23 protein-coding genes, 1 other RNA gene and 3 pseudogenes are annotated in these 22621 nt (G+C 65.8%); 18 read left to right on the forward strand and 9 right to left on the reverse strand.

What is annotated here, in order from left to right:
- Positions 1–181: 181 nt before the first annotated feature.
- The 10 genes and pseudogenes from MLGJGCBP_RS23540 to MLGJGCBP_RS23585 all read left to right on the forward strand — a co-directional run bounded on the left by MLGJGCBP_RS23540 (position 182) and on the right by MLGJGCBP_RS23585 (position 9501).
- Positions 182–1397, forward strand: a pseudogene (locus MLGJGCBP_RS23540) (IS110 family transposase).
- A gap of 311 nt (positions 1398–1708) precedes the next feature.
- A complete protein-coding gene (locus MLGJGCBP_RS23545; protein WP_160098437.1) occupies positions 1709–1930 on the forward strand; it encodes a hypothetical protein in 222 nt (73 codons plus the stop codon).
- Positions 1931–1964: 34 nt separating this feature from the next.
- A complete protein-coding gene (locus tag MLGJGCBP_RS23550; RefSeq protein ID WP_160098439.1) occupies positions 1965–2402 on the forward strand; it encodes a hypothetical protein in 438 nt (145 codons plus the stop codon).
- Positions 2403–2491: 89 nt separating this feature from the next.
- Complete coding sequence (locus tag MLGJGCBP_RS23555; protein WP_160098441.1) at positions 2492–4060, forward strand: ParB/RepB/Spo0J family partition protein; 1569 nt, start codon at positions 2492–2494, stop codon at positions 4058–4060.
- 617 nt (positions 4061–4677) lie between these two features.
- Positions 4678–4938, forward strand: coding sequence for a glutaredoxin-like protein NrdH (nrdH, locus tag MLGJGCBP_RS23560; RefSeq protein WP_160098443.1), 261 nt, complete (start codon positions 4678–4680; stop codon positions 4936–4938).
- Positions 4939–5014: 76 nt separating this feature from the next.
- Complete coding sequence (locus MLGJGCBP_RS23565) at positions 5015–5575, forward strand: DnaB-like helicase N-terminal domain-containing protein (protein ID WP_160098445.1); 561 nt, start codon at positions 5015–5017, stop codon at positions 5573–5575.
- The gene (locus tag MLGJGCBP_RS23570; protein WP_160098447.1) at positions 5572–5763 is read left to right on the forward strand and encodes a hypothetical protein; all 192 of its coding nucleotides are present in this window, start codon (positions 5572–5574) and stop codon (positions 5761–5763) included. The genes MLGJGCBP_RS23565 and MLGJGCBP_RS23570 overlap by 4 nt, the downstream gene beginning before the upstream one ends.
- A gap of 113 nt (positions 5764–5876) precedes the next feature.
- The gene (locus tag MLGJGCBP_RS23575; protein WP_160098490.1) at positions 5877–6956 is read left to right on the forward strand and encodes a tyrosine-type recombinase/integrase; all 1080 of its coding nucleotides are present in this window, start codon (positions 5877–5879) and stop codon (positions 6954–6956) included.
- Positions 6953–7279 carry a helix-turn-helix domain-containing protein gene (locus tag MLGJGCBP_RS23580; protein WP_160098449.1) on the forward strand — a complete coding sequence of 109 codons (327 nt, stop codon included), beginning with the start codon at positions 6953–6955 and terminating at the stop codon, positions 7277–7279. The genes MLGJGCBP_RS23575 and MLGJGCBP_RS23580 overlap by 4 nt, the downstream gene beginning before the upstream one ends.
- Positions 7276–9501 carry a hypothetical protein gene (locus MLGJGCBP_RS23585; RefSeq protein WP_160098451.1) on the forward strand — a complete coding sequence of 742 codons (2226 nt, stop codon included), beginning with the start codon at positions 7276–7278 and terminating at the stop codon, positions 9499–9501. Before MLGJGCBP_RS23580 ends, MLGJGCBP_RS23585 begins: the two co-directional genes overlap by 4 nt.
- On the opposite strand, the gene MLGJGCBP_RS23590 is transcribed toward MLGJGCBP_RS23585, so the two are convergent.
- Both MLGJGCBP_RS23590 and MLGJGCBP_RS23595 read right to left on the reverse strand, forming a co-directional pair.
- Positions 9498–10262: an ANTAR domain-containing response regulator gene (locus tag MLGJGCBP_RS23590; RefSeq protein ID WP_236581316.1), complete on the reverse strand. Its 765-nt coding sequence runs from the start codon at positions 10260–10262 to the stop codon at positions 9498–9500. The genes MLGJGCBP_RS23585 and MLGJGCBP_RS23590 overlap by 4 nt on opposite strands.
- 125 nt (positions 10263–10387) lie before the next feature.
- On the reverse strand, positions 10388–10882 hold the full coding sequence (locus MLGJGCBP_RS23595; protein ID WP_160098453.1) for a hypothetical protein: 495 nt from the start codon (positions 10880–10882) through the stop codon (positions 10388–10390).
- 791 nt (positions 10883–11673) lie between these two features.
- Between MLGJGCBP_RS23595 and MLGJGCBP_RS23600 the strand changes: the two are divergent.
- A pseudogene (locus MLGJGCBP_RS23600) lies at positions 11674–12461 on the forward strand (SigB/SigF/SigG family RNA polymerase sigma factor).
- 278 nt (positions 12462–12739) lie between these two features.
- Here the strand turns inward: MLGJGCBP_RS23600 and MLGJGCBP_RS23605 are convergent.
- Positions 12740–14737: an erythromycin esterase family protein gene (locus MLGJGCBP_RS23605; RefSeq protein ID WP_160098455.1), complete on the reverse strand. Its 1998-nt coding sequence runs from the start codon at positions 14735–14737 to the stop codon at positions 12740–12742.
- 389 nt (positions 14738–15126) lie between these two features.
- On the opposite strand from MLGJGCBP_RS23605, the gene MLGJGCBP_RS23610 reads away from it, so the two are divergent.
- The 3 genes from MLGJGCBP_RS23610 (at position 15127) to MLGJGCBP_RS23620 (ending at position 17138) form a co-directional block, all read left to right on the forward strand.
- The gene (locus MLGJGCBP_RS23610) at positions 15127–15768 is read left to right on the forward strand and encodes a superoxide dismutase family protein (protein WP_160098457.1); all 642 of its coding nucleotides are present in this window, start codon (positions 15127–15129) and stop codon (positions 15766–15768) included.
- A 456-nt stretch (positions 15769–16224) separates the two neighbouring features.
- Positions 16225–16470 carry a hypothetical protein gene (locus tag MLGJGCBP_RS23615; protein ID WP_160098459.1) on the forward strand — a complete coding sequence of 82 codons (246 nt, stop codon included), beginning with the start codon at positions 16225–16227 and terminating at the stop codon, positions 16468–16470.
- Positions 16471–16898: 428 nt separating this feature from the next.
- Complete coding sequence (locus MLGJGCBP_RS23620) at positions 16899–17138, forward strand: hypothetical protein (RefSeq protein ID WP_160098461.1); 240 nt, start codon at positions 16899–16901, stop codon at positions 17136–17138.
- 208 nt (positions 17139–17346) lie between these two features.
- Here the strand turns inward: MLGJGCBP_RS23620 and MLGJGCBP_RS23625 are convergent, their stop codons facing one another.
- The 4 genes from MLGJGCBP_RS23625 to MLGJGCBP_RS23640 form a co-directional block, all read right to left on the reverse strand.
- Positions 17347–17667, reverse strand: coding sequence for a hypothetical protein (locus tag MLGJGCBP_RS23625; protein WP_160098463.1), 321 nt, complete (start codon positions 17665–17667; stop codon positions 17347–17349).
- Positions 17668–17707: 40 nt separating this feature from the next.
- Positions 17708–18100 (reverse strand): DUF2267 domain-containing protein, encoded by a 393-nt coding sequence (locus MLGJGCBP_RS23630; RefSeq protein WP_160098465.1) that lies wholly within the window; start codon positions 18098–18100, stop codon positions 17708–17710.
- A gap of 97 nt (positions 18101–18197) precedes the next feature.
- On the reverse strand, positions 18198–18770 hold the full coding sequence (locus MLGJGCBP_RS23635) for a hemerythrin domain-containing protein (RefSeq protein WP_160098467.1): 573 nt from the start codon (positions 18768–18770) through the stop codon (positions 18198–18200).
- Positions 18771–18828: 58 nt separating this feature from the next.
- Positions 18829–19335, reverse strand: a complete 507-nt coding sequence (locus MLGJGCBP_RS23640) for a hypothetical protein (protein WP_160098469.1) — start codon at positions 19333–19335, stop codon at positions 18829–18831.
- Between the two features lie 192 nt (positions 19336–19527).
- Here MLGJGCBP_RS23640 and ssrA point away from each other — a divergent pair.
- Together ssrA and MLGJGCBP_RS23650 are read left to right on the forward strand one after the other, a co-directional pair.
- Positions 19528–19899, forward strand: a transfer-messenger RNA (tmRNA) gene (ssrA, locus tag MLGJGCBP_RS23645).
- A gap of 335 nt (positions 19900–20234) precedes the next feature.
- A complete protein-coding gene (locus tag MLGJGCBP_RS23650; protein ID WP_160098471.1) occupies positions 20235–20432 on the forward strand; it encodes a hypothetical protein in 198 nt (65 codons plus the stop codon).
- Between the two features lie 122 nt (positions 20433–20554).
- Here MLGJGCBP_RS23650 and MLGJGCBP_RS23655 read toward each other — a convergent pair whose 3' ends face one another.
- Positions 20555–20980, reverse strand: a complete 426-nt coding sequence (locus MLGJGCBP_RS23655) for a hypothetical protein (protein ID WP_160098473.1) — start codon at positions 20978–20980, stop codon at positions 20555–20557.
- Between the two features lie 282 nt (positions 20981–21262).
- Here MLGJGCBP_RS23655 and MLGJGCBP_RS23660 point away from each other — a divergent pair, with 282 nt between their 5' ends.
- Together MLGJGCBP_RS23660 and MLGJGCBP_RS23665 are read left to right on the forward strand one after the other, a co-directional pair.
- Positions 21263–21526: a hypothetical protein gene (locus MLGJGCBP_RS23660; protein WP_160098475.1), complete on the forward strand. Its 264-nt coding sequence runs from the start codon at positions 21263–21265 to the stop codon at positions 21524–21526.
- A gap of 7 nt (positions 21527–21533) precedes the next feature.
- A complete protein-coding gene (locus MLGJGCBP_RS23665; RefSeq protein ID WP_236581319.1) occupies positions 21534–21983 on the forward strand; it encodes a DUF4383 domain-containing protein in 450 nt (149 codons plus the stop codon).
- Positions 21984–22421: 438 nt separating this feature from the next.
- Here the strand turns inward: MLGJGCBP_RS23665 and MLGJGCBP_RS23670 are convergent.
- Positions 22422–22621: pseudogene (locus tag MLGJGCBP_RS23670) on the reverse strand (DUF6766 family protein); the annotation flags it as partial.

Genomic DNA, 22621 nt, shown 5'->3' on the forward strand with positions numbered 1-22621 from the left:
CGAGACCCGGGAGTGAGGGTCGATTCCTAACTGTAGAGCGTGCCCCGGCCGGTTGGTGAGGTCACCTGTAGCGCTGATGGGATGTCGTGCCGGGCTTCGAGCACTGATCCATTAGGTCGACGCAGGGTGTCCTTAGGCTCGAAATAGGTTGAGCGACAACCGAAGGAAGGGACGGTGATCAATGATCTTCATCGGCGACGACTGGGCCGAACAACATCACGACGTACATCTGATGGACGAGACCGGGCGACGGCTGGCATCTCGGCGGCTCCCGGAAGGACTGGCCGGCATCCGGCAGCTACACGAACTGGTAGCCTGCCACGCCGAAGACCCAAGTCAGGTCGTGGTCGGGATCGAAACCGACCGCGGCCTGTGGGTGCAGGCGCTGACGGCCGCCTGCTATCGGGTGTACGCGATCAACCCGCTCGCGGTCGCCCGCTACCGCGACCGCCACCACGTCTCCGGGGCGAAGTCCGATGCCGGTGACGCCAAGCTGCTCGCGGACCTGGTGCGCACGGACCGGCATAATCACCGCCCGATCGCCGGAGACAGCCCGGACGTGGAGGCGGTCAAGGTCCTCGCCCGCGGACACCAGAACCTGATCTGGTCCCGCACCCGGCAGACCAACGCGCTGCGCTCGGCGCTGCGCGAGTACTACCCGGCCGCGCTGGAGGTGTTCGACGACCTACACGACCGCGACACCCTGGCCGTACTCGGTCGCGCCTCGACTCCCGCCGAGGCCGCGCACCTGACCCTGCCGGCGATCCGCTCCGCCCTCAAAAAGGCTGGTCGGCAACGCAACCTCGACAGTCGGGCCCGCGAAATCCAGGCCGGACTGCGGGCCCAGCACCTGACCGCGCCGGCGCCGGTCGTCGCCGCGTTCGCCGCCACCACCAGCGCCGCAGTCGCCCTCATCGTCGAGTTGAACCGGCAGATCACCGAACTCGAGACCACCCTCGCCGACCATTTTGAGGCACACCCGGACGCCGACATCTACCGCTCCCTGCCAGGACTTGGTGTTGTGCTCGGCGCCCGGGTGCTCGGTGAATTCTTCGGACGACCCCGATCGCTACACCACCGCCAAGTCTCGCAGAAACTACGCCGGCACCTCGCCGCTGACGATCGCGTCCGGCAAGAAACGCGCCGTGCTCGCCCGCCACGTCCGCAACCGACGCCTCTACGACGCCATTGACCAATGGGCGTTCTGCGCACTCTCGTCCAGCTCCGGTGTCCGCGAATTCTACGACCAGCGACGCGACGCCGGCGACCTGCACCACCAAGCCCTCCGCGCCCTCGGCAACCGCCTCGTCGGCATCCTCCACGGCTGCCTCCGCCACCGCACCCGCTACGACGAACACATTGCCTGGGACCACCGCCGTTCCACCCAGGCTGCTTGACGACTTACGGCCCTGGGATGTCTACAGCTCCGCTGCGCTCCGCCCAGGAGAAAGAACATCGTTCTTTTGACCTGCTGGCCTTGGCGATTCTGATCGACGGCGGCCGGGGAACAACCCCTGGCGGCGCGAGCGCCGGCACAAGGCTCCGAGAAACTTTCTCCACCCGTACTCGCTGCGCTCCCAGGAGAAACTTTCCCGGCCCAGGGGTTGCACCCCGTCCTGATACCGCCGATCCGACTCTCCCTTGCCAGCAGGGCAAAAAGAACGATCAGGGGCCGCAGGTGCCTGGTCCCGAGCACGGGAGTCTTCCGTTGACCAACACCATCATTCTCGATTCCGTCTTCGACCCGTTCGACGTCGCGCGCGTGATCTACGCCGAAGTCGCTATCCCTGGTGATCTGGGGTTCGACGACCTCGACGCCGGTACCCGCACCGTCCTTCTCGGCATGGTCTTCGACCTCGACCCGGACGACCCGCGCATCCTCGCCGCACACCGGCCGGTGAACCCGGCCGATTTCGGCCTCACCGCCTGACCCCAACCACCTGATCACCGAAGGAGAACCCGATATGACCCGCAGCACCGACACCATCACCGGCATCACCGTCGAAACCGACGGCACCTTGCAGGTCACCGACATGCGCGTGGACGACTTCTGGACCAGCCGCCGGATCGCGGACGGGCGCGGCGCGGCCCTGGACGCCGTCCGCGACTACCGCCTCGCCGCCTTCCCGATCGGCGGCAACGGACGCCCCGGTGTGGCCTGCCTGCTCGCCGGAGCCAACCACCGCTTCGACCCACGCCAACCCGAAAACCATGCGGCCCGCGCGATCGTCGCCCGCTACGGGTGCGGCACCGACACCCCGATCCGGGGACGGGCCGTCATCCTCGCCGGATGGGAAACCGACCCGCGACCGATCCTCGAGCTGGTCGCGCGCGAGCTGGTCGCGCAGATCAACGCCGACCTGTTCGCGGCCCCCCAGGCGCGGATGCTCCGAACCGCCTGACACCACCAAAGACCCACTGAGAAAAAGGGAAACACCGGACAGCTGATACCTGCCCGGTGTTCTCCTCTCACCCTAGGAGAGAGAACACCATGACCGCAAACACCACCACAACCGCCACCGCCGCACACGCGGAACTGGTTTACCTGAACCCGGTCGAGGCCGAGATCGAACCCAACACCCGCGACACCGTCGACCCGGTCAAGCTCGCCGAACTCACCGAATCGATCCGCGAACACGGCGTCCTCCAAGCGATCAAGGCCGTCCGCTACGCAGACGGCACCATCCGCGTACGCGACGGCCAGTGCCGCACCCTCGCCGCCCGCGATGCCGGTCTGACCAGCCTCCCCGCCCTGGTCACCGCGGACACCGCCACCAGCGACACCGAACGCGGCATCCAGAGGATCACCCAGCAGATCGTCGCGAACGATCACCGCAACGACCTGACCGACGGGCAGCGCGCCGCCGGTATCGCTCAGATGCTCGACCTGGGCGCATCGGTGACCAAGATTTCCAAAGCGGTGCACCTGCCTCGTGCCCAGGTCAAGGCCGCCGCCGCCGTCGGCACGTCGGCCACGGCGCGCACCGCCCTCGATTCCGGTCAACTCGATCTCGAGCAAGCCGAAATCGTGGCCCGGTTCGAAGCGGAAGGTGACACCGAGGCCGTCGAAAAGCTGATGACCGCTGGCCGGTACCAATTCCGTTACATCGCGCAACGGCTGCTCGACGACCGCGCGGAGAAGGCCGAACGCGCCGCCGCCGCCCAGCCCTACCTCGACAGGGGATACACGATCCTCGCCGAAGAACCCCAGTACGGAACAGATGTCCTGCTCGCCGACCTAGTCGCCGACGACGGCAGCGAGGTCACCACCGCCCACACCGAGACCGACCCGGCCCGGTGGGCGGTGTGGCTGAGCAAGGACGAACGCTACTTCGACACCGAGAGCGGCGAGGAAGTCGACGGCGAGGAGGTGGACTGGTCCACCGAGAACCACCCCGACGCCACCCCGTACGAGGGGCACCGGCACGCGAACACGGTGCAAACCCGCCAGGTCTGGACGCCGGAGTACGTGTGCCTCGACCTCGACGGTGCCGCAGTGGCGCTCTCACCGGTACTCGCAGCCGCCCGCGCCACCGAGGGTGAAGGCACCGAGGACGACGCTGCCGCAGCCCTGCGGAGGGAAGCCGAGTCCAAGGAACGCCAGCGTAAGGAACGCCGCCAGGTGCGGGAGCTGAACAAGCAGGCCTCTGCCGCGACCACCGTCCGCCGCGACTTCCTGCGCACCACACTGCTGGCACGCAAGACCGCCCCGAAGGGCACCGCCGCATTCATCGCGGCAACCCTCGCCGCGGACTCCGGACTGCTCTCCGAGTACAACGCCAGCACCCTGGTTTCCGAGCTGCTCGGCTTCACCGACTTCAACATCGGCAGCGGCGTGCTCAAACTGCTCGACACCGCTACCGATAATCGCGCCCAGGTGATCACCCTCGCGCTGGTCGCCGCCGCACTGGAGGCCCGGATGGTCAACGACGCGTGGCGCTCGCGTCCCCGAAGCGCCGACCGCTACCTGACCTTCCTGACCGAGCACGGTCACACCCTGACCCCGGTCGAGGAAGTCATCGCAGGACAGCGCACCCCCGACCACGTCGAGATCGACTGACCAACCCCGGCCGGGGCGAGGGACCCACCTCGCCCCGGCCAGGGGGCCAGCCGGGTTACCGCGAACACGCGGTCGGCCGCACCCCGCGCCGACGACCCAGCCCCACCCCACCAGCGCACACGCGGCGCGGGCTGCGGCCGAAGGCGGACCACTCGCCACCGCGGCCGGCCCGTGGACCCGGCGCACCAACGGCAGGTGCCCCGATAAAAAGAAAAAGCGCCGAGAAGCGAAAAGAAAAACAATCCGGGCACCTTTTCCCTTTTCTCTTTCAGTTTTCTATCGCCACGCCTCCGCATCAAGGCCGCTCCTCGGAAACTTTTCCACGCGGTCGTTCACTCCTTTATTTCGCGGAAAACTTTCCCCGCTCACCTTGACGCTCCGGCGACGCGCCAGAACCTTCGCCAGTGCAAGGGAGGGCGAAGATATGGGCAGGTGGGACCGTTATAGTGGTCTGCTCATCGGGGTTGATCGTGTGCCGTCATATCGCGAAAGAATGGCGTATCAATCATCTATTAATGGCCTGTAAATTTCTCTTCGAATAACTGGGAAGGGCTTGGAAATGGCGCAATTTTTCGATAAAATAGACACAATAGGAAATTCGACGGAGGGGGGGAATTGTGACGGTCACCGTATACACCAAACCGGACTGCGTTCAGTGCAATGCCACCTACCGCGCCCTCGACAAAGAGGGGATCGACTATTCGATCGTCGACCTCACCGAGAACCCCTCCGCCCGCGACCGTGTGATGGGACTCGGCTACCTCCAAGCGCCCGTCGTCGTGGCCGGCGACCAACACTGGTCCGGTTTTCGCCCCGACCGCATCGCGGCGCTCGCCAACTGGGAAGTATTGCAGCCGATGCAACAAATAGTCCGGTGAAAACACGGAGTGCATGGTGGCTCGACCTCCGCAGATTTCACACCATCTGTTCCGTCGATACGAAGGGCTGACCGACATGGCCGCAGCACTCGAGTTGGTGCCCGTCACTGGGGCCACCGACGACACACCTGAAGACCCGATCGAGGCCTCCGACCTGGGTCTCGACGCCCATGCCGATGTCGAGGTCCTGTGTCTGTGCGCGCTGCTGTGGGCGCCGGCGGACGCCGCAGCCAGGACTGTCGCCGCCCTCGCCGTCACGGATTTCGAACGGCCCATCCACCGCGAACTGTTCACCGTGATCGCTCGGCTCGTGAATTCCGGAGTTCCGCACGACGCCACGATGGTCGCCGCCGAACTCGAACGCACCGGCAACCTCGCCGGCCATCACGGCGCCGAGCGATCGCGCTACCTGGCGAACATCACCACCCGAGGCGCCGACCACATCGCCCTCGACCACTACACCCGCACCGTCGTCAGCCAGGCTTACCGCCGAAGCTTCCGCGCCGCCGCACGATCCCTCGCCCAGGCCGCGGACCAGCTACCGGAAGATCAACTTTACGAACACATGTGCGTCCTCGGCCGCCGACAGCGCGCCGCCACCGAACGTCTCGACAACCTCCGAGGAGCAGGCCAGTGACCATCCACACCACCCCACCGGCCACCGACGACGAACGCGACGCCTGGCAACTCCACGAAGATGGGCTCAGCTGGATGCAGGTCGGGCATGAGATCGGCTGCACCGAATCCGCGGCGCGGGCTTTCGCCGCCGCCTACCGGCACCGCACCGACGTCAACGCGGCCCGCAATCAGATAGGCCTTTTCTGACGACAGCGTCGGCCGCGACGCCCGCAGGACACCCAAGCTCCAAGTAGATGCATCAATGTTGTGTCTGATACAACATGTGGGTGGAGAACGAGGCGCCCGGCTCGGCGCGGCTGATGCTCGTCGGCAATGTGGTGCATCTCGATCCTGCCCCGGCCATGGCGGAGGCGATGATCGAGGGATGGGCACGGCAGCAGCGGAGCCGGTTCTTGAAGGAGCTCACGATCGCGGCGCGGGTCCGGATGATCAGACGGTTCATCGAGTTCACGAACCAGTATCCGTGGCAGTGGACGCCGGCCGAAGCTGAGGAGTGGATTAGTTCGTTGCGGTCCGGTGAGCGTTCTCTCGCGCTCTCGACCGTGCGCGGCTACGAGATCACCATCCGGCTGTTCTGCGAGTACCTCACCGACCGTCGTTACGGGTGGACGCAGGTGTGTCTCGACCGGTTCGGCCGCGCGCCGGAATTGGTTTTCCACGAGGGGAATTCGGTTCTCCACGTGGCGGACTACGAGGGCACCCCGCGCCGCAGGCCCTTGAGTTACGACGAGGTGCAGGCACTGTTCGACGCACTCGACACCCGCGTCGATACCATTCGAGACAGCGGGCGAAAGGGCGCGCTGGCGGCGATGCGGGACTCGGCCATGCTGAAGTTTTGCTACGCATTCGGGCTCCGGCGAGGCGAGGTCTGCCGGATCGACCTGATCGACCTGCGCCGCAACTCGCAGGCTCCGCAACATCGGCAAGTCGGCTCGGTCGCGGTCCGGTACGGCAAAGCTACGAAGGGTGGGCCCGCCAAGCGCCGGACCGTGTTGACGGTTCCGGAGTTCGATTGGATCGTCGAGGTGATCGAGCAGTACGTCACCGAGGTGCGGCCCGCGCTGGCACCCGGTTCACATCCCGCGTTGTGGGTGAATGAGCGGGCGGGCCGGATTTCACCACGTTCGGTGAACCTGGCGTTCGCCGGCGCCCGCCGCGAGTGCGGTCTCGACAGCGCGCTGGACCTGCACTGCCTGCGGCACTCCTACGTCACCCACCTGATCGAGTTCGATTATCCCGTCCGCTTCGTGCAGGAACAGGTCGGACATTCGCATGCCTCGACGACCGCGATGTACACCGGAGTGTCGAATGAGTATCGCAATCAACTGATAGCCCGCGCACTGCGCACCCGACTCGGCGAACTGTGGAGCGAACAATGATCAAAAAGATGGGCTACGAGTGGCACCTGCGCCACAAGATGGCCGAGCGCGACATCTTCCACACCTCCGACCTGGTCCCGCTGCTCGCCGAACGCGGAATCACCCTCTCCCGTGAGCAGGTCTATCGCCTGGTCACCCAGCCGCCCCAGCGGTTGAGTATGGACACCCTCGTCGCGCTCTGCGACATCCTCGACTGCACCCCGAACGACCTGATCGAGCCGACGATCGTCAACCAAGCCGTCCGCAAGGCGGCGAACGCCCGCTCCTCCGGCCCTCCTACGGTCCGGCGGACCATCATTCGACGTCCAACCCCCGAACAGTGACACCGCGTCGGCCGTCGCTCGAGCCGCTCGGCGACGTGCGCCACCGACTGATCAGCAAGATCACCTCGGTGGCCCCTGCGGTCACCGACCAACACGCGCAACAGATCCTCACCGACATCGGGTCGTGGCGGGGGCTCGGGGCGCGCACCCTCGACCGGCATTTCGCCGGTCACCCCGACGCCTTGACCGTCCCGGACTCGCACGCACCGATCGGCTTGGTCCGCCTCGCCTACGCCCTGGACGCGGCCGGGCATCGGGTCGTCCTTCCCGCCTGCGTCCGCTGCGGCAAACAGTGGCCGCGGCTGATCCGTCTTGCTCCGGAGGGGCGCTGCTGCGAGTGGTGTGTGACCAGGGAGAAGACCACCATCTGCGCCCGCTGCGGCCGCCGGGGCCACCCCACCGCCGTCCGGCCCGAAGGCGCGATCTGCCGCCCGTGCTACCAGGTCGATCCCGAACGCGCCGAAACCTGCGTCGCCTGCGGCCGTTCACGGATACCGTCGCGACGCGACTCCGATGGGCGTCCGTTGTGCGGCACCTGCGCGCGACCGGTGCATCGCTGCGGATCCTGCGGGCGCACCGCTGCCGCGAAGGCCTTCGACGCCAACGGGCCACTGTGCTCACACTGCTACCAACGCCCCGAACGTGAATGCGGTGGCTGTGGGCAGATCGCACCGATCGCGCTCCGCGGCCGCGGCGGCGGCGTAGACCTGTGCAGACGCTGTCGACCCGACGTTCTCCACCACTGCGTCGACTGCGCCCACTTGCGGCCGGCGAAGGCGTTGTGGCCGCGAGGCCCGGTCTGCGTCCGTTGTCACCGCCGCGCGGTGGCGGCACCGAAGCGCTGTGCCGGCTGCGGCAACGTTCGGGTCCTCACCGGCGCCGACGCGGCCGGCCTGCCCATCTGCAGTCCCTGCGCCGGGCGACCAGTCGACCACCATCTCTGCACCACCTGCGGAGAAGCGGGCCCGCAGCGCTACGCGCGCACCTGCCGGCGGTGTTCGATACGACGACGCCTCACCGACCTGCTGGCCGAAGAAACCGGCGATGTGCGGGAAGAGTTGCTCCCGCTGGTCGAGCATCTCGTCGGGAAAGAACGGGCGGACTCAACGCTGAGCTGGCTCGAGCGCGCCAAGCCGGCCGCGCTGCTGCGCCACCTGGGCGCCCTGACGAGACCGGTCAGCCATCGCGATCTCGACGACCTTGCCCCGTCCGCGGCCCTGCACCACCTCCGCGCCGTTCTGGTCCACCTCGAAATTCTGCCCTACCGGCTCGAACCTCTCGGCCGGCTCGAACCGTGGCTCGACACAGTGCTCGATACCCTTCCGCCGCATCAGGTGTCGCTGATCCGGCCCTACGCACAATGGAGTGTGCTGCGCCGGGCCCGCCGTCGCGCGGTCCACCAGCGGTACAACGACCAAAGCGCTGCCACCGACCGCAGCAAGATCCGAATCGCGATCCGGTTGCTGCGCTGGCTCGACGACCAGCGCCTCACCATCGGCCACCTCGATCAATCCCGCCTCGATCACTGGCTCGGCGGCAACCGCGAGAGGGCCTCCGGGATCAACGGTTTCATCATCTGGCTGAGCCGACGCGGACTCATCGGTGACGACATCATCCTGCCCACGAAATCGACCGCCCGTCCCACCGAGGTCCTCGACACCGCCGACCACACCGACTGCATCCGCCGCCTTCTCACAGACACCGCCACCCCGGTAACAGTCCGCGTCGCAGGGCTGATGGTGCTGCTCTACGGCATTCCGCTCACCCGCATCCGGTTACTCACCACCGAAGCGGTCACTCTGCGCGACGGCGCAATCTTCCTGACCTTCGCGCGGAACCCGATGCAGGTGCCCCCCGCGGTCGCCGTGCTCGTCACCGAGCTGGTCGCGTCGGCCCGGAACATGACCACCGCCGCATCACGGGGCCGCGCCCACTACCTGTTTCCCAGCCCGGTCACCCCGGGAGTGCCGCTCCACGCCCACACCCTCAGCGTCTCCCTCACCAGACTCGGCATCCCTACCCGAGTCGCCCGCAACACCGCCCTGTTCACCCTCACCGCCGAACTGCCCGCCCCCGTGGTCGCCGATCTGCTCGGGATGCACATCCACACCACCACCCAATGGGCGGACTACACCCGCCGCGACTGGACCCACTACCTCGCCGCCCGCAACGAACCGGACGACATCGCTCATGCCCGAGTGGTCCGCACCGAGGTGCTTTAGGGCGGTTCTTTGGTGAAATTGCGCATGAAGTCACGGGCAACCTGGTGAACTTTGGTGTTGGTTCGTTGAGATATTTCCGTCAGACGTTCGAACGCCTCGTCGCTGGAGATCCCGTGGAGGGCCATCAGCACGCCTTTGGCTTGGTCGATCTCGGCGCGGGAGATCAGGGCGGCCTGGAGTTGCTCGACGTGGTCGCGGGTCCGTTGCCACCGTTGGGCGTTACTGATCGCAGCCGAGGCCGCGGTGGTGAACAGCCGTACCAGTTGTTCATCGAAGGGATCGAAAGCTTCCGGACGGAAGCTGTACACGTTGAGTGAACCGATGAGTTCGGAATCCTGGCCTCGGTCGTCGAGAAGCACGGGCACGGAGAGGTAGGCGTGGATCCCCGCTTCCTCCGCGGCTGCGGTGAACTCGGGCCACTCGTGCCGGTGTTGACCGATAACCGCACGAATCGGACTACGGCTCTCGGCCGCTTGCAGGCAGGGTCCGCGGCCGGCGGCGTACTGACTTTCATCGATCGGGATGACAGTGTCATCGGTGGCGGCGATGGTCTCCGGCGATCCCGTGACGAGGCGGGTGACACTCGCGGCGTCGGCCTCGGGGATGGCCGCGACCGTCGTGTGAGCCACGCGCCGAAGCGCCTCCTCGAGCGGTTCCCGGGCGACGGCCTCATCGCGTAATACCCCGAGTGTCTCGCTGACGACGTCCAAGGCATGCGTTACCTCTGCCATCGACAGTCCCTGGGCGAAATCCTCGGCCACGGCGATCCTCCTCCATCAGGCCCGAATGGACCTGGCCAATACGGCGGCCGGGCCTGCCGGACGTGCCCTCGAGATTACGCTGTACACAGTCCCCGAGTGAGTGCGTGTGGGCAGGCCTCCGGCTATCACTGGGATGGCAGATCGGGAAGCGCGGTGGTCTCGGCGTCGAGCAGTGCGTTGAGCCAGATCAAGGCCTCGACCAGGGTGGTGGCCCGCACCGCCGGGTCGGGTTCGTGTTCGGCCGCCGCAAGATGAGCCCGGGCGGCACCGCGGTCATCGGCCAGCAACGCCAGCACCGACTGCGCGACCCGGCCCTGCTCCGGCGGGAGATCGCCGGCACCCATTGTGCGGCCCGCGGTGGTCCGGACCTCGAGGACGAACGACTGCCCCTTCTGCCCCGTGCCGAGGCGGGCGGTGACCACGTCCGCGAGCGAGTGGACAAGCCAGGTCAGTACATCCCCGTAGAAGCCCCGCCGCCCCGGCGCATTACCTGGCGCGTGCACGAGCGGGGACAACTCCGCCGACAGCGCCGCATAGTCTCGATCGGCGACCAGGGCGATCAACCGTCCGGCGAGCAACCGGGCCTGCGGATACGCCCGGCCACCGTCGTCCGAACTCATGACCCTCGGATACCCGCCCAGACCGGGAGAACACTCATCGGGTCCCCGAGAAAAGCGGGAACCGGCGGGCATGCGCCGCATCCTGTTTCGCGTCCCCGGCTCGCTGGATGCGGGTTCATCAGGCCTTCGATCAGCTTGTGGCCGCCTCGCAGCAGGCGAACATGAAACTGCATGACATCGCTGCCTGACTGGTCGCACGGGCCAACAACCGCGGACACCACCACGCCACCATCTCCTGGATCGGAAATGAATGCCACGCCAGCCCCGAAAGACCCGGGGGTGTCGGTGGCGGCGGACCGAAGGCTGCGAGACCGGCGCAGTAGCGGGCCGAGTCGAGGAAGCGAAAAAGAAGAGCAGCCCGTGCTCTAGCGGAACCGGTGGTCACCGGAACCCCACCTTCTACGGTTCCCCCAGTTCTCGCGAATCTGCTAGCCGTGTGTGGTCAGTGCCACAAGAAGTCCGCGGGCTCTCGGGGCCAACGCCGCGCACTTCGATCCCACGATCTCCGGTGGACGGGTCACCGCGCCCGGACCTGCTGCTGTGTCGGGTTCTGTGGCACGCTCGGTGACACGCCGGTGCCCGTTTTGCTGTGGCGCCGGGGTTTGTCGGGCAACGTTCTTGCTTGTGACGGTACCGCCCAGCACCGCAGGGCCCGTGCGCGCGGGCCCGCGCATCCGGGATAATCTTCTGCGCTCCGCGAGCGTGTGCGCGCCGATCAGCTCTGCAGACCTGACCGGTGCACTCGGCCCGCGGATCCGGGCCCTCGCTGCCGCGGGCCTCGGTGGGTGCCGATGAGGAATCGGACTGCCCGTCGTACCGAAAGAGATCGATACGACGATGTGGCCGCGATCTTCGAGCTCATGGCGGCGCTCGAGGAGGATGATCCGCAACGGGCCGTGCTCCGGGAGCAACTGATCGAACGGTGCCTGCCCCTCGCCGAACACATCGCCCGCCGATTCCACGGCCGTGGAGAACCGGTAGACGACGTGCTCCAAGCCGCCCGGATCGGGTTGATTCAGGCGATCAACCGCTTCGACGTTGCCTGGGGTTCGCATTTCTTTCGTTCGCTGTTCCCACCATCATCGGAGAGATACGTCGGCACTTTCGCGACACCGGCTGGTCGGTCCATGTGCCGCGCCGGCTACAAGAACTGCACAGCATGCTCGACCGGGCCACGGCCGACCTTGCGCAAGAGTTGGGCCGTGCCCCGACGTTGAGCGAATTGGCCACCGAACTCGATCTCGGCCCGGAGGAAGTATCCCAAGGACTCCTCGCCCGCCGCGCCTACAAGATCGAGTCGATCGACCGAATCTCGCGGAGAGGTGCCGGCGACGAGGACGATGGGGCACTGCTGGACAGGCTCGGGCGCGACGATCCCGGTCTCGAGTTCATCGAGAATCATCACACGCTGCTCCCACTGCTGGCGACTCTGTCGGAGCAGGAACGAACTGTGCTGAGATTGCGGTTCTTCGGGGAGATGACCCAAACCCAGATCGCCGAGCGAATCGGAGTCTCGCAGATGCAGGTCTCCCGCATTCTCACCAGGACACTGGCGCAGCTTCGAGAGAAATTCGACTGAATCGACACCTCATCCGGTCGCCGTGACCGAGAGGCTGCCGTTCAGCCACCGCAGCATCCCGAGGTGCCGCCGCGATGATCCTCACCGATGGAAACCTGGCTCGGGTTGGCCGACCTCGGAAGGCGAATGAGTCTTCTCGCGCTGGGGGTAGGCACGAGTGCCACCCTGCCGGTTCGACCGTGACCGGATGAGAAACACCAACCCACTCGCCGAGGACGTATCCCTGAGGGGATTACCACCTTGCCTTCGTCAAGTTGCCGTTGGGATGTCCGTTCCGGTTACACGGCGGCCGGATAGGTTTCCGGCGGCTCCGCGTCCTGCCATTGTGGGGTGCGTTCGAGGGGCGCCAGCGCAGTGGTGCGGTCGATGTGGATGATCGCGTCGAATTGCTCGGCGGCTCGGGCCCGGAAGTAGTGACTCTGCCGCTCGGTATCGGGCCGATAGATGACACCGATAGCGCGTTGAAGCATCCCGGAGGACAGCACCTGCGCTGCCCGGGACCGAGTGTCGAACCTCAACCAGAACTCGGCTTGCCCGACGTCGTGAAAGAAATTCTCGATGCTTCCCCACAGCGCAGGGCGCACCTGCTTGCGGTCGGCGGTCCCTCCCCAGTCGTCGGCGGCAGTGACCGTCCCGCTGTAGGTGCTGAAACCGATGATCCGACACTGGTCGGCGTAGTGATCACGGATCAGCTGACCCACATTCAACTCTCCGGCCGAGCCCATCTCGGTCGCGCGGGCGTCGCCGAGATGCGAATTATGCGCCCACACCACTAATTTCGCAGGCTCGCCACGCTGAGTATTCAGGTGTTCCCGGAGAGCTTGAACGGTGTCGAACATGTGCTGATCGCGCAGATTCCAGGAGGAAATCCGGCCGGCGAACATCGTTCGGTAGTACTGCTCGGCCGCCCGGACCAGCCGGGCGTTCTGCTCGGCGTAGAACTGCTCGTCCTCGGCGATCATGCCGTCGCGGCGGGCGTGCTCGACGGCATGGCGTTGCATATCCACCAACTGCTCGAGTACCTCGTCTTCGCACGACTGACCGGCGCCGAACGCGGCCGCGAAGCCGTAGTTCTGTCCGTCCCCCTCGAGACTGTCGAAACATCGGTAGCGCTCGCGAGCACGGCGCGCGGCCTGTGGGTCGACGTCGTCGAGGTAGGCGATCACATCCGCCGCCGAGCGGTAGAGGCTGTACAAGTCCATCCCGAAGAATCCCACCTTGTCGCGGGCTTGCGGCGTTGCGTCGTTGCGTGCGCGGAGCCACTCGATGAAGTCGACAACCACGGTGTTTCGCCACATCCAGGTGGGGAACCGCTCGAACCCGGCCAGCGCGGACTCGGGTGTGCTGTCCTCGCCCCGGCCCTGGACGTACCGGTTGACCCGGTAGGCATCGGGCCAGTCTGCCTCGGTCACCACCGCGCAGAAACCCTTCTCCTCGATCAAGCGCCGGGTCATCGCGGCCCGGGCGGCGTAGAACTCGTGGGTGCCGTGCGAGGCCTCCCCGATCAGCACGAATTGGGCGTCACCGACCCACTCGAAGAATTCCTCGTCCTTGGGGACACCGTTCGGACAAGCCATGCTCGCCGCCGAAACGATCGCGACCTCGTTGCCCTCGTCGACGGCAGTGGAGCCGGCGGATGCGGCGGCCAGTAGGGAGCGCACCTCCTCGTCGCTGGTTTGATCGAAGTCCCAGTAGGAGGCACCCACACCGTAGAACGGTGTCGGGGTGGTGGCGCAGATGATTTCGTCGGCGAGACGGCGCAGCTCGGTGCAACTCGATTCTGACGCGGCCGGGACCGCGACCACGGTTCGCGCCGGTTCCAACCGGTGCAGTGCCTCGAGCGCGGCCCGCATCGTGGCGCCCGTCGCAAGCCCGTCGTCGACCACGATCACCGTCTTCCCGGCGACGTCGAGGGGCGGGGCGCCGTCCCGGTAGACCCGCTCCCGACGCAGCAATTCGCGACCCTCGGCCTCGGTGACCCGCTGCAGATCGCAGGGGTCGACGTGCTCGGCGCGGAGCACATCGTCGTTGGTCACCATCACACCGCCACTGGCGATGGCGCCCATCGCCAACTCCGGGTGCCTGGGTAAACCGAGCTTTCTGACCACGAACACATCGAGTGGGGCACTCAGGCGTTTAGCCACCTGGTACGCGACGGGAACTCCGCCACGCGGTAGGGCCAACACCACCACATCGTCACGGTCGCGGTAATGGTCCAGCAGCACCGCCAGAGCCCGTCCGGCGTCTGCTCGGTCCTGGAACGTCTTCGCTGCCATATGTGCGCGCTACCCACCCCCGGCGCCCGCCAAACCGGACGCACCGCGGCGAATCGTTGACCTTGTTTCCGGAACCGGATACCCGGCCGTGTGCCACCGAGGCAGCCGCACGACGGGGTGCCGAGATGCGCTGTCATGGACTTAAAAGCCGAGACCGGAAACAGAGGAACGCTGTGGACATATGGGCCGAACAGCCCCAAATCCCCCACTTCCATGCCGACAGCAGGCTGGCGCCGTCTCCGCCCCTCGACATCCAGCTGACCGAACCTCGACCGGTATCCCGACCCCCATCTTGTGGCGCCGCGGACCCATCCCGCCGCACCGTTCGGGGAGGTCAGTCAAGCGGGGATCGACGGTTCACATCTCGCATTGGCGGGTACTGCACAATCATGAACACACGCTCCGCAACCTTGATCGCAGGCGCCTCGTTGACCGCCCTCGTGGCGGCCGGATGCGGCAACGACAACGGATCGACGGAGCGAGTCGAGGCGCCCCCCACCTCCCTGGAGACCACGGATACCGGCATGCCCACTCCGCTGCCCGGCGCACCGGAAGGAGCCTTCCAGTTACCCGGGGAGGTCGGCGACGACAACGCCTTCACCTACGACGAGGCCGCCGTCCCCGTGGGTTCGGCCGTGACCATTGACTCCGAGGAGCAGGACGGCCGCACGACGGTCACACTGAACGCGACCGGTCTCGCCCCCAACCGTGATTTCGGGGTGCACGTGCATACCCAGCGGTGTGGACCGCAGCCGCCGGATTCGGGGCCGCACTATCAGAACGATGCCGATCCCGCGGCCACCCCACAGAGTCCGTCGACGGACCCGGCTTACGCCAACCCGCAGAACGAGATCTGGCTCGACATCACCACCGATCAAAGCGGCGCCGCGCAGGCGTCGACGACCGTGAACTGGGAGTTCCGCGGCGGTGAGGCCCAGTCCGTGGTGCTGCACGCGCAGCGCACCATGACCGGTCCCGGCCAGGCCGGTATGGCCGGCGAGCGCCTGGCCTGCATCGATACGGACTTCTGACGCAGCCCACCTGCCAATGTTGTTGACTGGCCCCGCTGGCTCGGGAGCTGTGCGGGGCTGCGCCTCGAGTGGGTGATCATTGGCATCAGACACAGGCAGATCGCAGAACCAGGTTGGGGCGGCGAGACGGGACCTCGCCGACTTCTTCCCCCTCGCCCAGTCCACGAGCCGCACGAGCACCAGGAAGTAGGACATTTTTCGCTGCCGGCCTGGGTAGTCCCGGACTCCTGCCTGGATCGTGGTCACCGCTGAAATAGCGTCACCGAACCATGATTCGCTGATCTGTTCGCGGAGCTACCCAGTTAGTCAAGCAGTTCGGGCGTAACCGGAGGTCACGAGGCGGCGACGTGGACCTCGCCGGTGCCGTGCTACCGCACCCAACGCCGGTTTGCGTGCTCGATCGTCGGGTACCCACCGACAATCGAACCACTGGAAGCACCGGAGAGGATGCGGCGAATGCCCATTTGTGAAACGTGCGGCAACGACTACGACAAGTCCTTCACGGTCACCCGCGGTGACCGGTCCTCGGTGTTCGACAGTTTCGAATGCGCCGTCCAGGCGATGGCCCCGCAGTGCGATCACTGCGGCTGCCGCATCCTCGGCCACGGCGTCGAAGCTGCCGACACCATTTATTGTTGCGCGCACTGCGCCCGCCAATCCGGGCACGGCGGCGAAGTCGCCGATCGCGCCGCCACCGGTTGAAGAGCCCGGTCAACATTTTACGATCCGTCATCTGGCGGCATTCGGCGATTGCGACGAATGCCGCGGACACGCAAACCAAGGTTTTGCGCCGACGCCCGCCCGTGCTTTTGTTTTCGTGCCCCCGGCCCCCATTGCTCGGTGGCCTCGAATAGTCGTTCGCGCCTCTCAGCATTCGGTCACAACACCAGCGCCTTGTCGGCTGGCGGAAAGCCTGCCCGCGGCCGTTGATGACGTCGACGTCCCAGTCTTCCGGTGCACTCGAAATGGCGACCGATTCGATGATTGGCGTGTTCGGGCGGTCGCACCGGAGACTGTTCGCGGACCCTCCGCCGACCCGGGTTTCTCCTGTTTGCTGGCTCAATGATCGGGTAACGCGGTCAGTGCACGCACGATCACGTTTCGACAGGTAACACAGGAGTGAGTGAGCGATGAGTGATGAAGAGACCGGCGTGGTCACCGGTACGAAAGACAAGGACTACAACTTGATCTGGTTCGTCGAAGCCTCGTTGAGCAATGCCTTGCGCATGGAGAATTACATTCAAGACGCCGAACGCGACGGCGACACCGAACTCGCCGACTTCTTCCGGCGGGCCCAGACCGAAAGCCGCAAGGGCGGCCGAGAAGGAAAGAAACTGCTCGCGGCCCGGCTCGGCGGCTCCAATCTTTGAACGGCGGGCGGGTACTCGACGGTGCGGTCGATGATTGTTGTGTCTCCGGTCCGCACCGCGCCAGCACGGTCGATGATTGTTGCGCCGCTGCGCCCGGGATGCACCGGAGTCATTCGCGCGCGTCATCCTCACGCGAGGGTGATGCCCGTGTCCTCGGCCGATTCAATCTCGATTCGGACGCGTGCCGCGCATCCGCTCACCGGCGGTGTTATTCGGCGGTGCGGGTCTGCCGGCGATGTTGGGCGGTAGGTGCGCTGCCGGGAACCAGTTGATATTCGATGGCGTCTTCCTTGTCCGGCAGGCGGAATGCCAAGTCGTGGGCATCGAACAAGGTAAACCACTCGTCCCAGGAAACATGCTCGAGATACGGTGGTCCCTCCTCGGTGCCGGTGAAGTCGACGAACAACCTTTCCGTGCCCTGCCTGTCTTCTGCTGCCTCGTCCGTCACCTTCGCCGGCACACCGCCGTGCTGTTGAATCCACCGCCGGATCTTCTCGTGATCGGTGGTGGCGTGGGCGTCGATGGTCATCGGTACCTCGATCATCAGAGTCGGCGTTTGGGCGAATGTGCTAATGCTGGACGGGTCCGGTGCCGAGGAGATCGGCGTAATCATCGGGTAGTTGCGCCGCGACGTCGTCGAACTCGCCGCCGGTCAGGGATGCCTTCAATGCGGCCATCACCGCCCGCGCGTGCTGACGGGCCTGCTCCTTGCTGCAGCCCAGGCCCTCGTCCTCGGCGACTTTTTCGTAAAACTCATCGACCCCGAAACGCTCGCCCGGCCCGGTAGCGGGCAGGGTATCGGTGAACGCCGGCGGCAACTGCGCGGCGAGGTCCTGCGTCTCACCACCGGACAGCCGCCGGCCCAGCACCCGCAGCGTCGCCCGTATCGCGCTCTCGCCGTGTTCGATGGTGTCGAGCCCCGCGGTGCTGCGAACTGCGGAGACGAATTCTTCCTGGTTCATTTGTCCTCCACTCATGTGTGTGTTCCGCCAAAGATGCGGGGACGCAGCATTACCGGTGTGTGACGGTGGTGCGCTCCGTGTAGCGCCTCGACGAGGTTCACCGCTCCGTGCCGCGGCGGGTGATGGCGTCGCGGAGGCGGTCGAGTAGTCCGGCGATCGGGCCGAGTAGCGTCGCGGCCGGTGGCTCGTCGGCGGCGAAAGGATGCGGGCGGGTCGGCGCGAGCTTCTTGACCGATTCCACTTTCCGCCCGAGTTCGAGGAGTTCTCCGGCGGTGAAGACCATGCGCATGCGGGGGAACAGGACGCCTTCCTCTTCGGCGACGTGGCCTCGGATCTCGCGCATCAACGTGGCCAGTTCGGTGTCGAACCGGGAATTGGTAGGTGCCAGGGGCTCGAGGCGCTGCATCATTTCTTCCGCGCGGGCATGTCCGTGGGTGGCCCGTTCCGCTTCCAATTCGCCGAGCTCGATTTTCACCGCCGGATAGAGCGCCGCCTCTTCGGCCGCAGCGTGGCGGACCAGCTCGATGGTTATCTGATCGACCAGATCCTTCTTTCGGGCGGGGGCGCCCGCACTCCCCGAGACATCGAGTCCCTCCAGTTCGGCGAACATCCGTTCGACCTTGCGGTGATCGTGAGTGAGGACTTCGATGACGTCGCGTTGCTCTGTCATGCCTGATCCTTCTACCCGGTGTTTCGTCGTACTCGAGCATCGAGTACCCCCGTCGTCCTCACCCATTCATCCCGTCCGACGGCAGTTGCAGGCGATCCGGTAGATCGGGGAACGGAACGTCGAGCAAGGTATCGAGACACATCAACGCGTCCACCAGGATCTCCGCTCGGGCCACCGGGTCGGGTAGGCGCCCCGCCGCCGCGAGATATGTCCGGACGGCGACATGCTCGCCGGTGAGCTGAGCCGTCACCGTCCCCAACAGTCCACGCAACGACGCGGTCAGTTCCTCAGCCGCGAGCTCCTCGCCCTCGGTGGCGGACACGGCGGGCACGAGCACGTCACCGTCCTCGATACCGCTCTCCTGGTCGACGATCACCATCGCGATCGCGGTGATCACCCACCCGAGCACCCCGCTGTACGAGTACCGCCCCGACTGCGTCGGGGGGCACACCAGTGCCAGAACTTCCTCGGCGAGAGCGGGGATGCTCCGGTCACCGAGGAGCTGGATCAGATATCCGGCAACGGTGGCATCGGAGGGCACGCGCTCGCCCGCATTCGACGTCATGGTCTTCGAATGCCCCTCGATCCGCTGTTCACACCCATCCTGTCGCGGAAGTGTCACGCGGCACCAGCACACATTCGACGCACGGTCGGGCACCGTAAGAGGATGAGGCGGCGGGCACAGTGCTTGCCCTGCGGAATGATTCCCGGCACGGCGGCGTTGTAATGATCGGCCTGCGGGAGTGTGGGCACGTACGGGGCTGAACGGTTTCGACTGCGTACGTTGAGGTAGGGGAAGCGTGTCGGTGCAGGCAAGAGACCACCGTAAGCGTCGCTGCAAACATATAAGCGCCGATTCCAATCAGCGCGACTACGCACTCGCTGCCTAAGTAGCGACTGCGTGTCTGTCAGTCCGGGCTCGCCCTCGGCCCGGGTACTGGCATCAGCTAGAGGGCTTTACCGTTCGGCTCGGTCGCGGAGCCGAACGGGACAACTAACAGCGACTGGGATCGTCATCCTGGCTTGTTTGCGAGACTGGGAGATCCAAGTAGAGGCATAGCAAACTGCACACGGAGAAGCCCTAGCTTTGCTGCGTAGGACCCGGGTTCAATTCCCGGCAGCTCCACGAAAACCGGGTCGGTGAGCCCTCTAGCTCACCGACCCGGTTCTTTCTTTTTGTGCTGGAAACCATGGCCGTGGCCGCGCATCTCGAGGCAGACGGTCGGCGAGGACCAGACCTGCCGGCCCATGGGAGATGAACCGATCGTGCTCGATTCACCAGGCAGCGTCGACACGACGCCGGGATCCCGATCCCCGTCCGGGAGGTGTACGTGCCGAGAACGTCAACGTCCTCACACTGTCGACGAACCCAGCGGGAGGACACGACCACGGACCGAGCTCAGTCGGTCGTTTTACAACTGGGACCGGGGGTACGCGAAGGGCACGGAAAGGTGAGGAGGAATTGTGACCGATCAACCCGAGGAACCGAACCTCGACGACGTGATCGACCCGACCGAGCAAGCTCCACGGGATCGACGTGAACACGGTAAGTCCCCTGACCGCCTCAACGATGACTATCTCGAGTACCGCACCGAACAAGAAAGGATCGCCGCCGGAGTCGATGACTACGATCCGGATCAGGTACCCCCTGCCACCGAATGAGCGCCCGGATTCGCTCCCTTCCGTAGCCATGACCGTCCGACCCTCCGGCGAAATCGGGAGACCGCGAACGGAGGCCGGCGGCGAGTTACTCCTGCGTCGATGTCGCTGGCACGGTCGGGTGATCAGGGACAGGCGGGACGGACCAGGACGTAGATCTGCTGAGTTTGCTCTGGGGTCGGCCGCGTTCCGTTGTTTTCCGCGAGGGAACCGATCGTGGATTTCACTGCCTGTTCGTCGGCACCCTGGGCGATGTCCGTGCACGATGTGATGGCGATTTGCTCGATGTCCTCGTCGTCGCGGTCTCGTGAGAGATCGGCGTAGCCGGTGCGAAAGGATACGACGAACGCGGCGAGTTTGGCGTCATCGAGACGAGCTTCGGCGGTCTCCTGCGCGCTATCGAGCTCTTCCCGCGCACTCGATACCACTGCACTGCCCGAGGGCGCGCTGCTGAGCTGGTCGGAGGTTTGGGCCGAGTCTTCGTCTGTGCCGCATCCTGCGAGCACAATCAAGAAGATCGCGGTGATGGCTGCGCGAAGGGCTTTCGTCATGCCCGCTGGGTGCCCTGGTCCTAGGCGATCAAACCGGGGCATTATTCTGGGGCGGCCGTTAGCTCTCGGCAGCCGGGTACGACTGCCGCCGCAGTGCCCGCGCGAGATGTGCGGCGTTGCGGGCAACGGTGGCGTTTGGGGAGGTGACGGCGTTTCGAGCCGCGTACCCCGGGACTCGTAAACGAGCGGACAAGTGGAACACCGGGTGAAAACCCGTCCGGCTGCAGCCCTCGACGCAGACCAGGATTCGGTGACCCACCGAAGAGTGGGAGGAGGCGGTGAATGAGCGAGCGAACACCCGGGACGTCACCGGCCCGGGCCCGGACCGACGCTGCCTTGCTCGGGTTCGTGCACACCTGCCTGAACAACATGACGTGCCTGCAGGAGGCCATCGAGGCGGCCGACCGCGTCGGTGATGCGGAACTGGCCGAGTTCTTCCGGCGGGCGAAGGTGGCCAGCCGCGCCGGCGCCATCGATGGCAAGGTTCTGCTCGCCGACCGACTCGATGATGATGACGACGTCGGTGGCGGCGGTCGATCCGTGTGATCCGGGCATGAGGGAGCACACTGCGGTCCGGCGGATGTGGGTGCAGAACGTGGTGCTCGGGATCGGCGCGGTGTTTCTGGGCGTCGGTGCGCTCGCCTTCCTTCCGGAGATCACGTCGGACTACGATCGGCTGTCCTTCGCCGACTCCAGCACCGGTACCAAACTGTTCGGCCTGCTGGAAGTGTCGATCCTGCGTAATGTCGAGCACCTGCTGTTCGGCATCGGGGGACTGATCTCGGCCCGCACCGCACGGGCGGCGCGGGTCTTTCTCGTCGTCGGCGGAGCCGCCTACCTGATGTTGTGGGCCGGAGAGCAGCTCATCGACCTTCCCGGGTCGTCGAGCGCCCGGCCGCCTGGCACCGCCGACACCTGGATCCACCTCGGCGTCGGTGTCGGCCTGATCGTGTGTGGACTAGTGGCCATCGTCCTCGATCACCGCCGGACACCGCACAGGTGACTGTCCGCATCGGTGAGGCAGGAAGCCGATACCGGTGACGGACATCGTCGGCGGGTAGGGCTCGGAGGCGGAGAGCTGCGAATGCCGGGGCGGCACGAAGTTGATTTTCCTCGCCGGGGTGCGATCCTCGGCCATCAGGGACACTGCCGCCCACACCCGCCGACCGACCATCCTGTTGTGGCGACGCCGTTCTCAACGTCTGTGGGTTTCTCAGGAAACTTGTCGGAATCCTCAGCCCGGTTGCCTATCCCGTTAACGAATTCGCTAGTCATGCAACAGATGTCCTGCCCTGACGAAGGGCTTGATGTGTGAATGACGATGCCGTGTGGTGCCGCTTCGGTGCCCGAGTTGATGTTCCCGTATTCGCCGGGGGCGAGTGAATCCCTACAGGGGCACGGAGCCGCCCTCGTCGCCCGGGAGGTGCAGCTGCGCTGTCCGTTACGCGGGACCGTCGTTACTCGGTGGCGGTGTGGGGAGTCCGAGATGGTCTTGGATGCGGTCGATCTTGCGTTCGATGCGCTCCATGTCTTCGGCCTCGACCTTGAAGATCCAGTGCCGGGCACCCATCAGCAGGATCGCCTGGAACACCAGTTGCAACCATTCGCTCTGCCAGTTCTCGAAGGTCGCCGCGAGAAATT

Origin of the sequence: Rhodococcus sp. T7 (genome assembly GCF_009872365.1) — a bacterium.
Lineage (GTDB): Bacteria > Actinomycetota > Actinomycetes > Mycobacteriales > Mycobacteriaceae > Rhodococcus_F.

Bases quoted from the DNA above. Each gene is read 5' to 3' on its own strand.
- MLGJGCBP_RS23565 (WP_160098445.1), top strand. From the start codon at position 5,015: ATGGCCGCAGCACTCGAGTTGGTGCCCGTCACTGGGGCCACCGACGAC.
- MLGJGCBP_RS23655 (WP_160098473.1), bottom strand. From the start codon at position 20,980: ATGACGAAAGCCCTTCGCGCAGCCATCACCGCGATCTTCTTGATTGTG.
- MLGJGCBP_RS23595 (WP_160098453.1), bottom strand. From the start codon at position 10,882: ATGAGTTCGGACGACGGTGGCCGGGCGTATCCGCAGGCCCGGTTGCTC.
- MLGJGCBP_RS23625 (WP_160098463.1), bottom strand. From the start codon at position 17,667: ATGACCATCGACGCCCACGCCACCACCGATCACGAGAAGATCCGGCGG.
- MLGJGCBP_RS23580 (WP_160098449.1), top strand. From the start codon at position 6,953: ATGATCAAAAAGATGGGCTACGAGTGGCACCTGCGCCACAAGATGGCC.
- MLGJGCBP_RS23615 (WP_160098459.1), top strand. From the start codon at position 16,225: ATGCCCATTTGTGAAACGTGCGGCAACGACTACGACAAGTCCTTCACG.
- MLGJGCBP_RS23555 (WP_160098441.1), top strand. From the start codon at position 2,492: ATGACCGCAAACACCACCACAACCGCCACCGCCGCACACGCGGAACTG.
- MLGJGCBP_RS23550 (WP_160098439.1), top strand. From the start codon at position 1,965: ATGACCCGCAGCACCGACACCATCACCGGCATCACCGTCGAAACCGAC.
- MLGJGCBP_RS23620 (WP_160098461.1), top strand. From the start codon at position 16,899: ATGAGTGATGAAGAGACCGGCGTGGTCACCGGTACGAAAGACAAGGAC.
- MLGJGCBP_RS23640 (WP_160098469.1), bottom strand. From the start codon at position 19,335: ATGACGTCGAATGCGGGCGAGCGCGTGCCCTCCGATGCCACCGTTGCC.
- MLGJGCBP_RS23630 (WP_160098465.1), bottom strand. From the start codon at position 18,100: ATGAACCAGGAAGAATTCGTCTCCGCAGTTCGCAGCACCGCGGGGCTC.
- MLGJGCBP_RS23575 (WP_160098490.1), top strand. From the start codon at position 5,877: ATGCTCGTCGGCAATGTGGTGCATCTCGATCCTGCCCCGGCCATGGCG.
- MLGJGCBP_RS23635 (WP_160098467.1), bottom strand. From the start codon at position 18,770: ATGACAGAGCAACGCGACGTCATCGAAGTCCTCACTCACGATCACCGC.
- MLGJGCBP_RS23610 (WP_160098457.1), top strand. From the start codon at position 15,127: ATGAACACACGCTCCGCAACCTTGATCGCAGGCGCCTCGTTGACCGCC.
- MLGJGCBP_RS23605 (WP_160098455.1), bottom strand. From the start codon at position 14,737: ATGGCAGCGAAGACGTTCCAGGACCGAGCAGACGCCGGACGGGCTCTG.
- MLGJGCBP_RS23660 (WP_160098475.1), top strand. From the start codon at position 21,263: ATGAGCGAGCGAACACCCGGGACGTCACCGGCCCGGGCCCGGACCGAC.
- MLGJGCBP_RS23665 (WP_236581319.1), top strand. From the start codon at position 21,534: ATGAGGGAGCACACTGCGGTCCGGCGGATGTGGGTGCAGAACGTGGTG.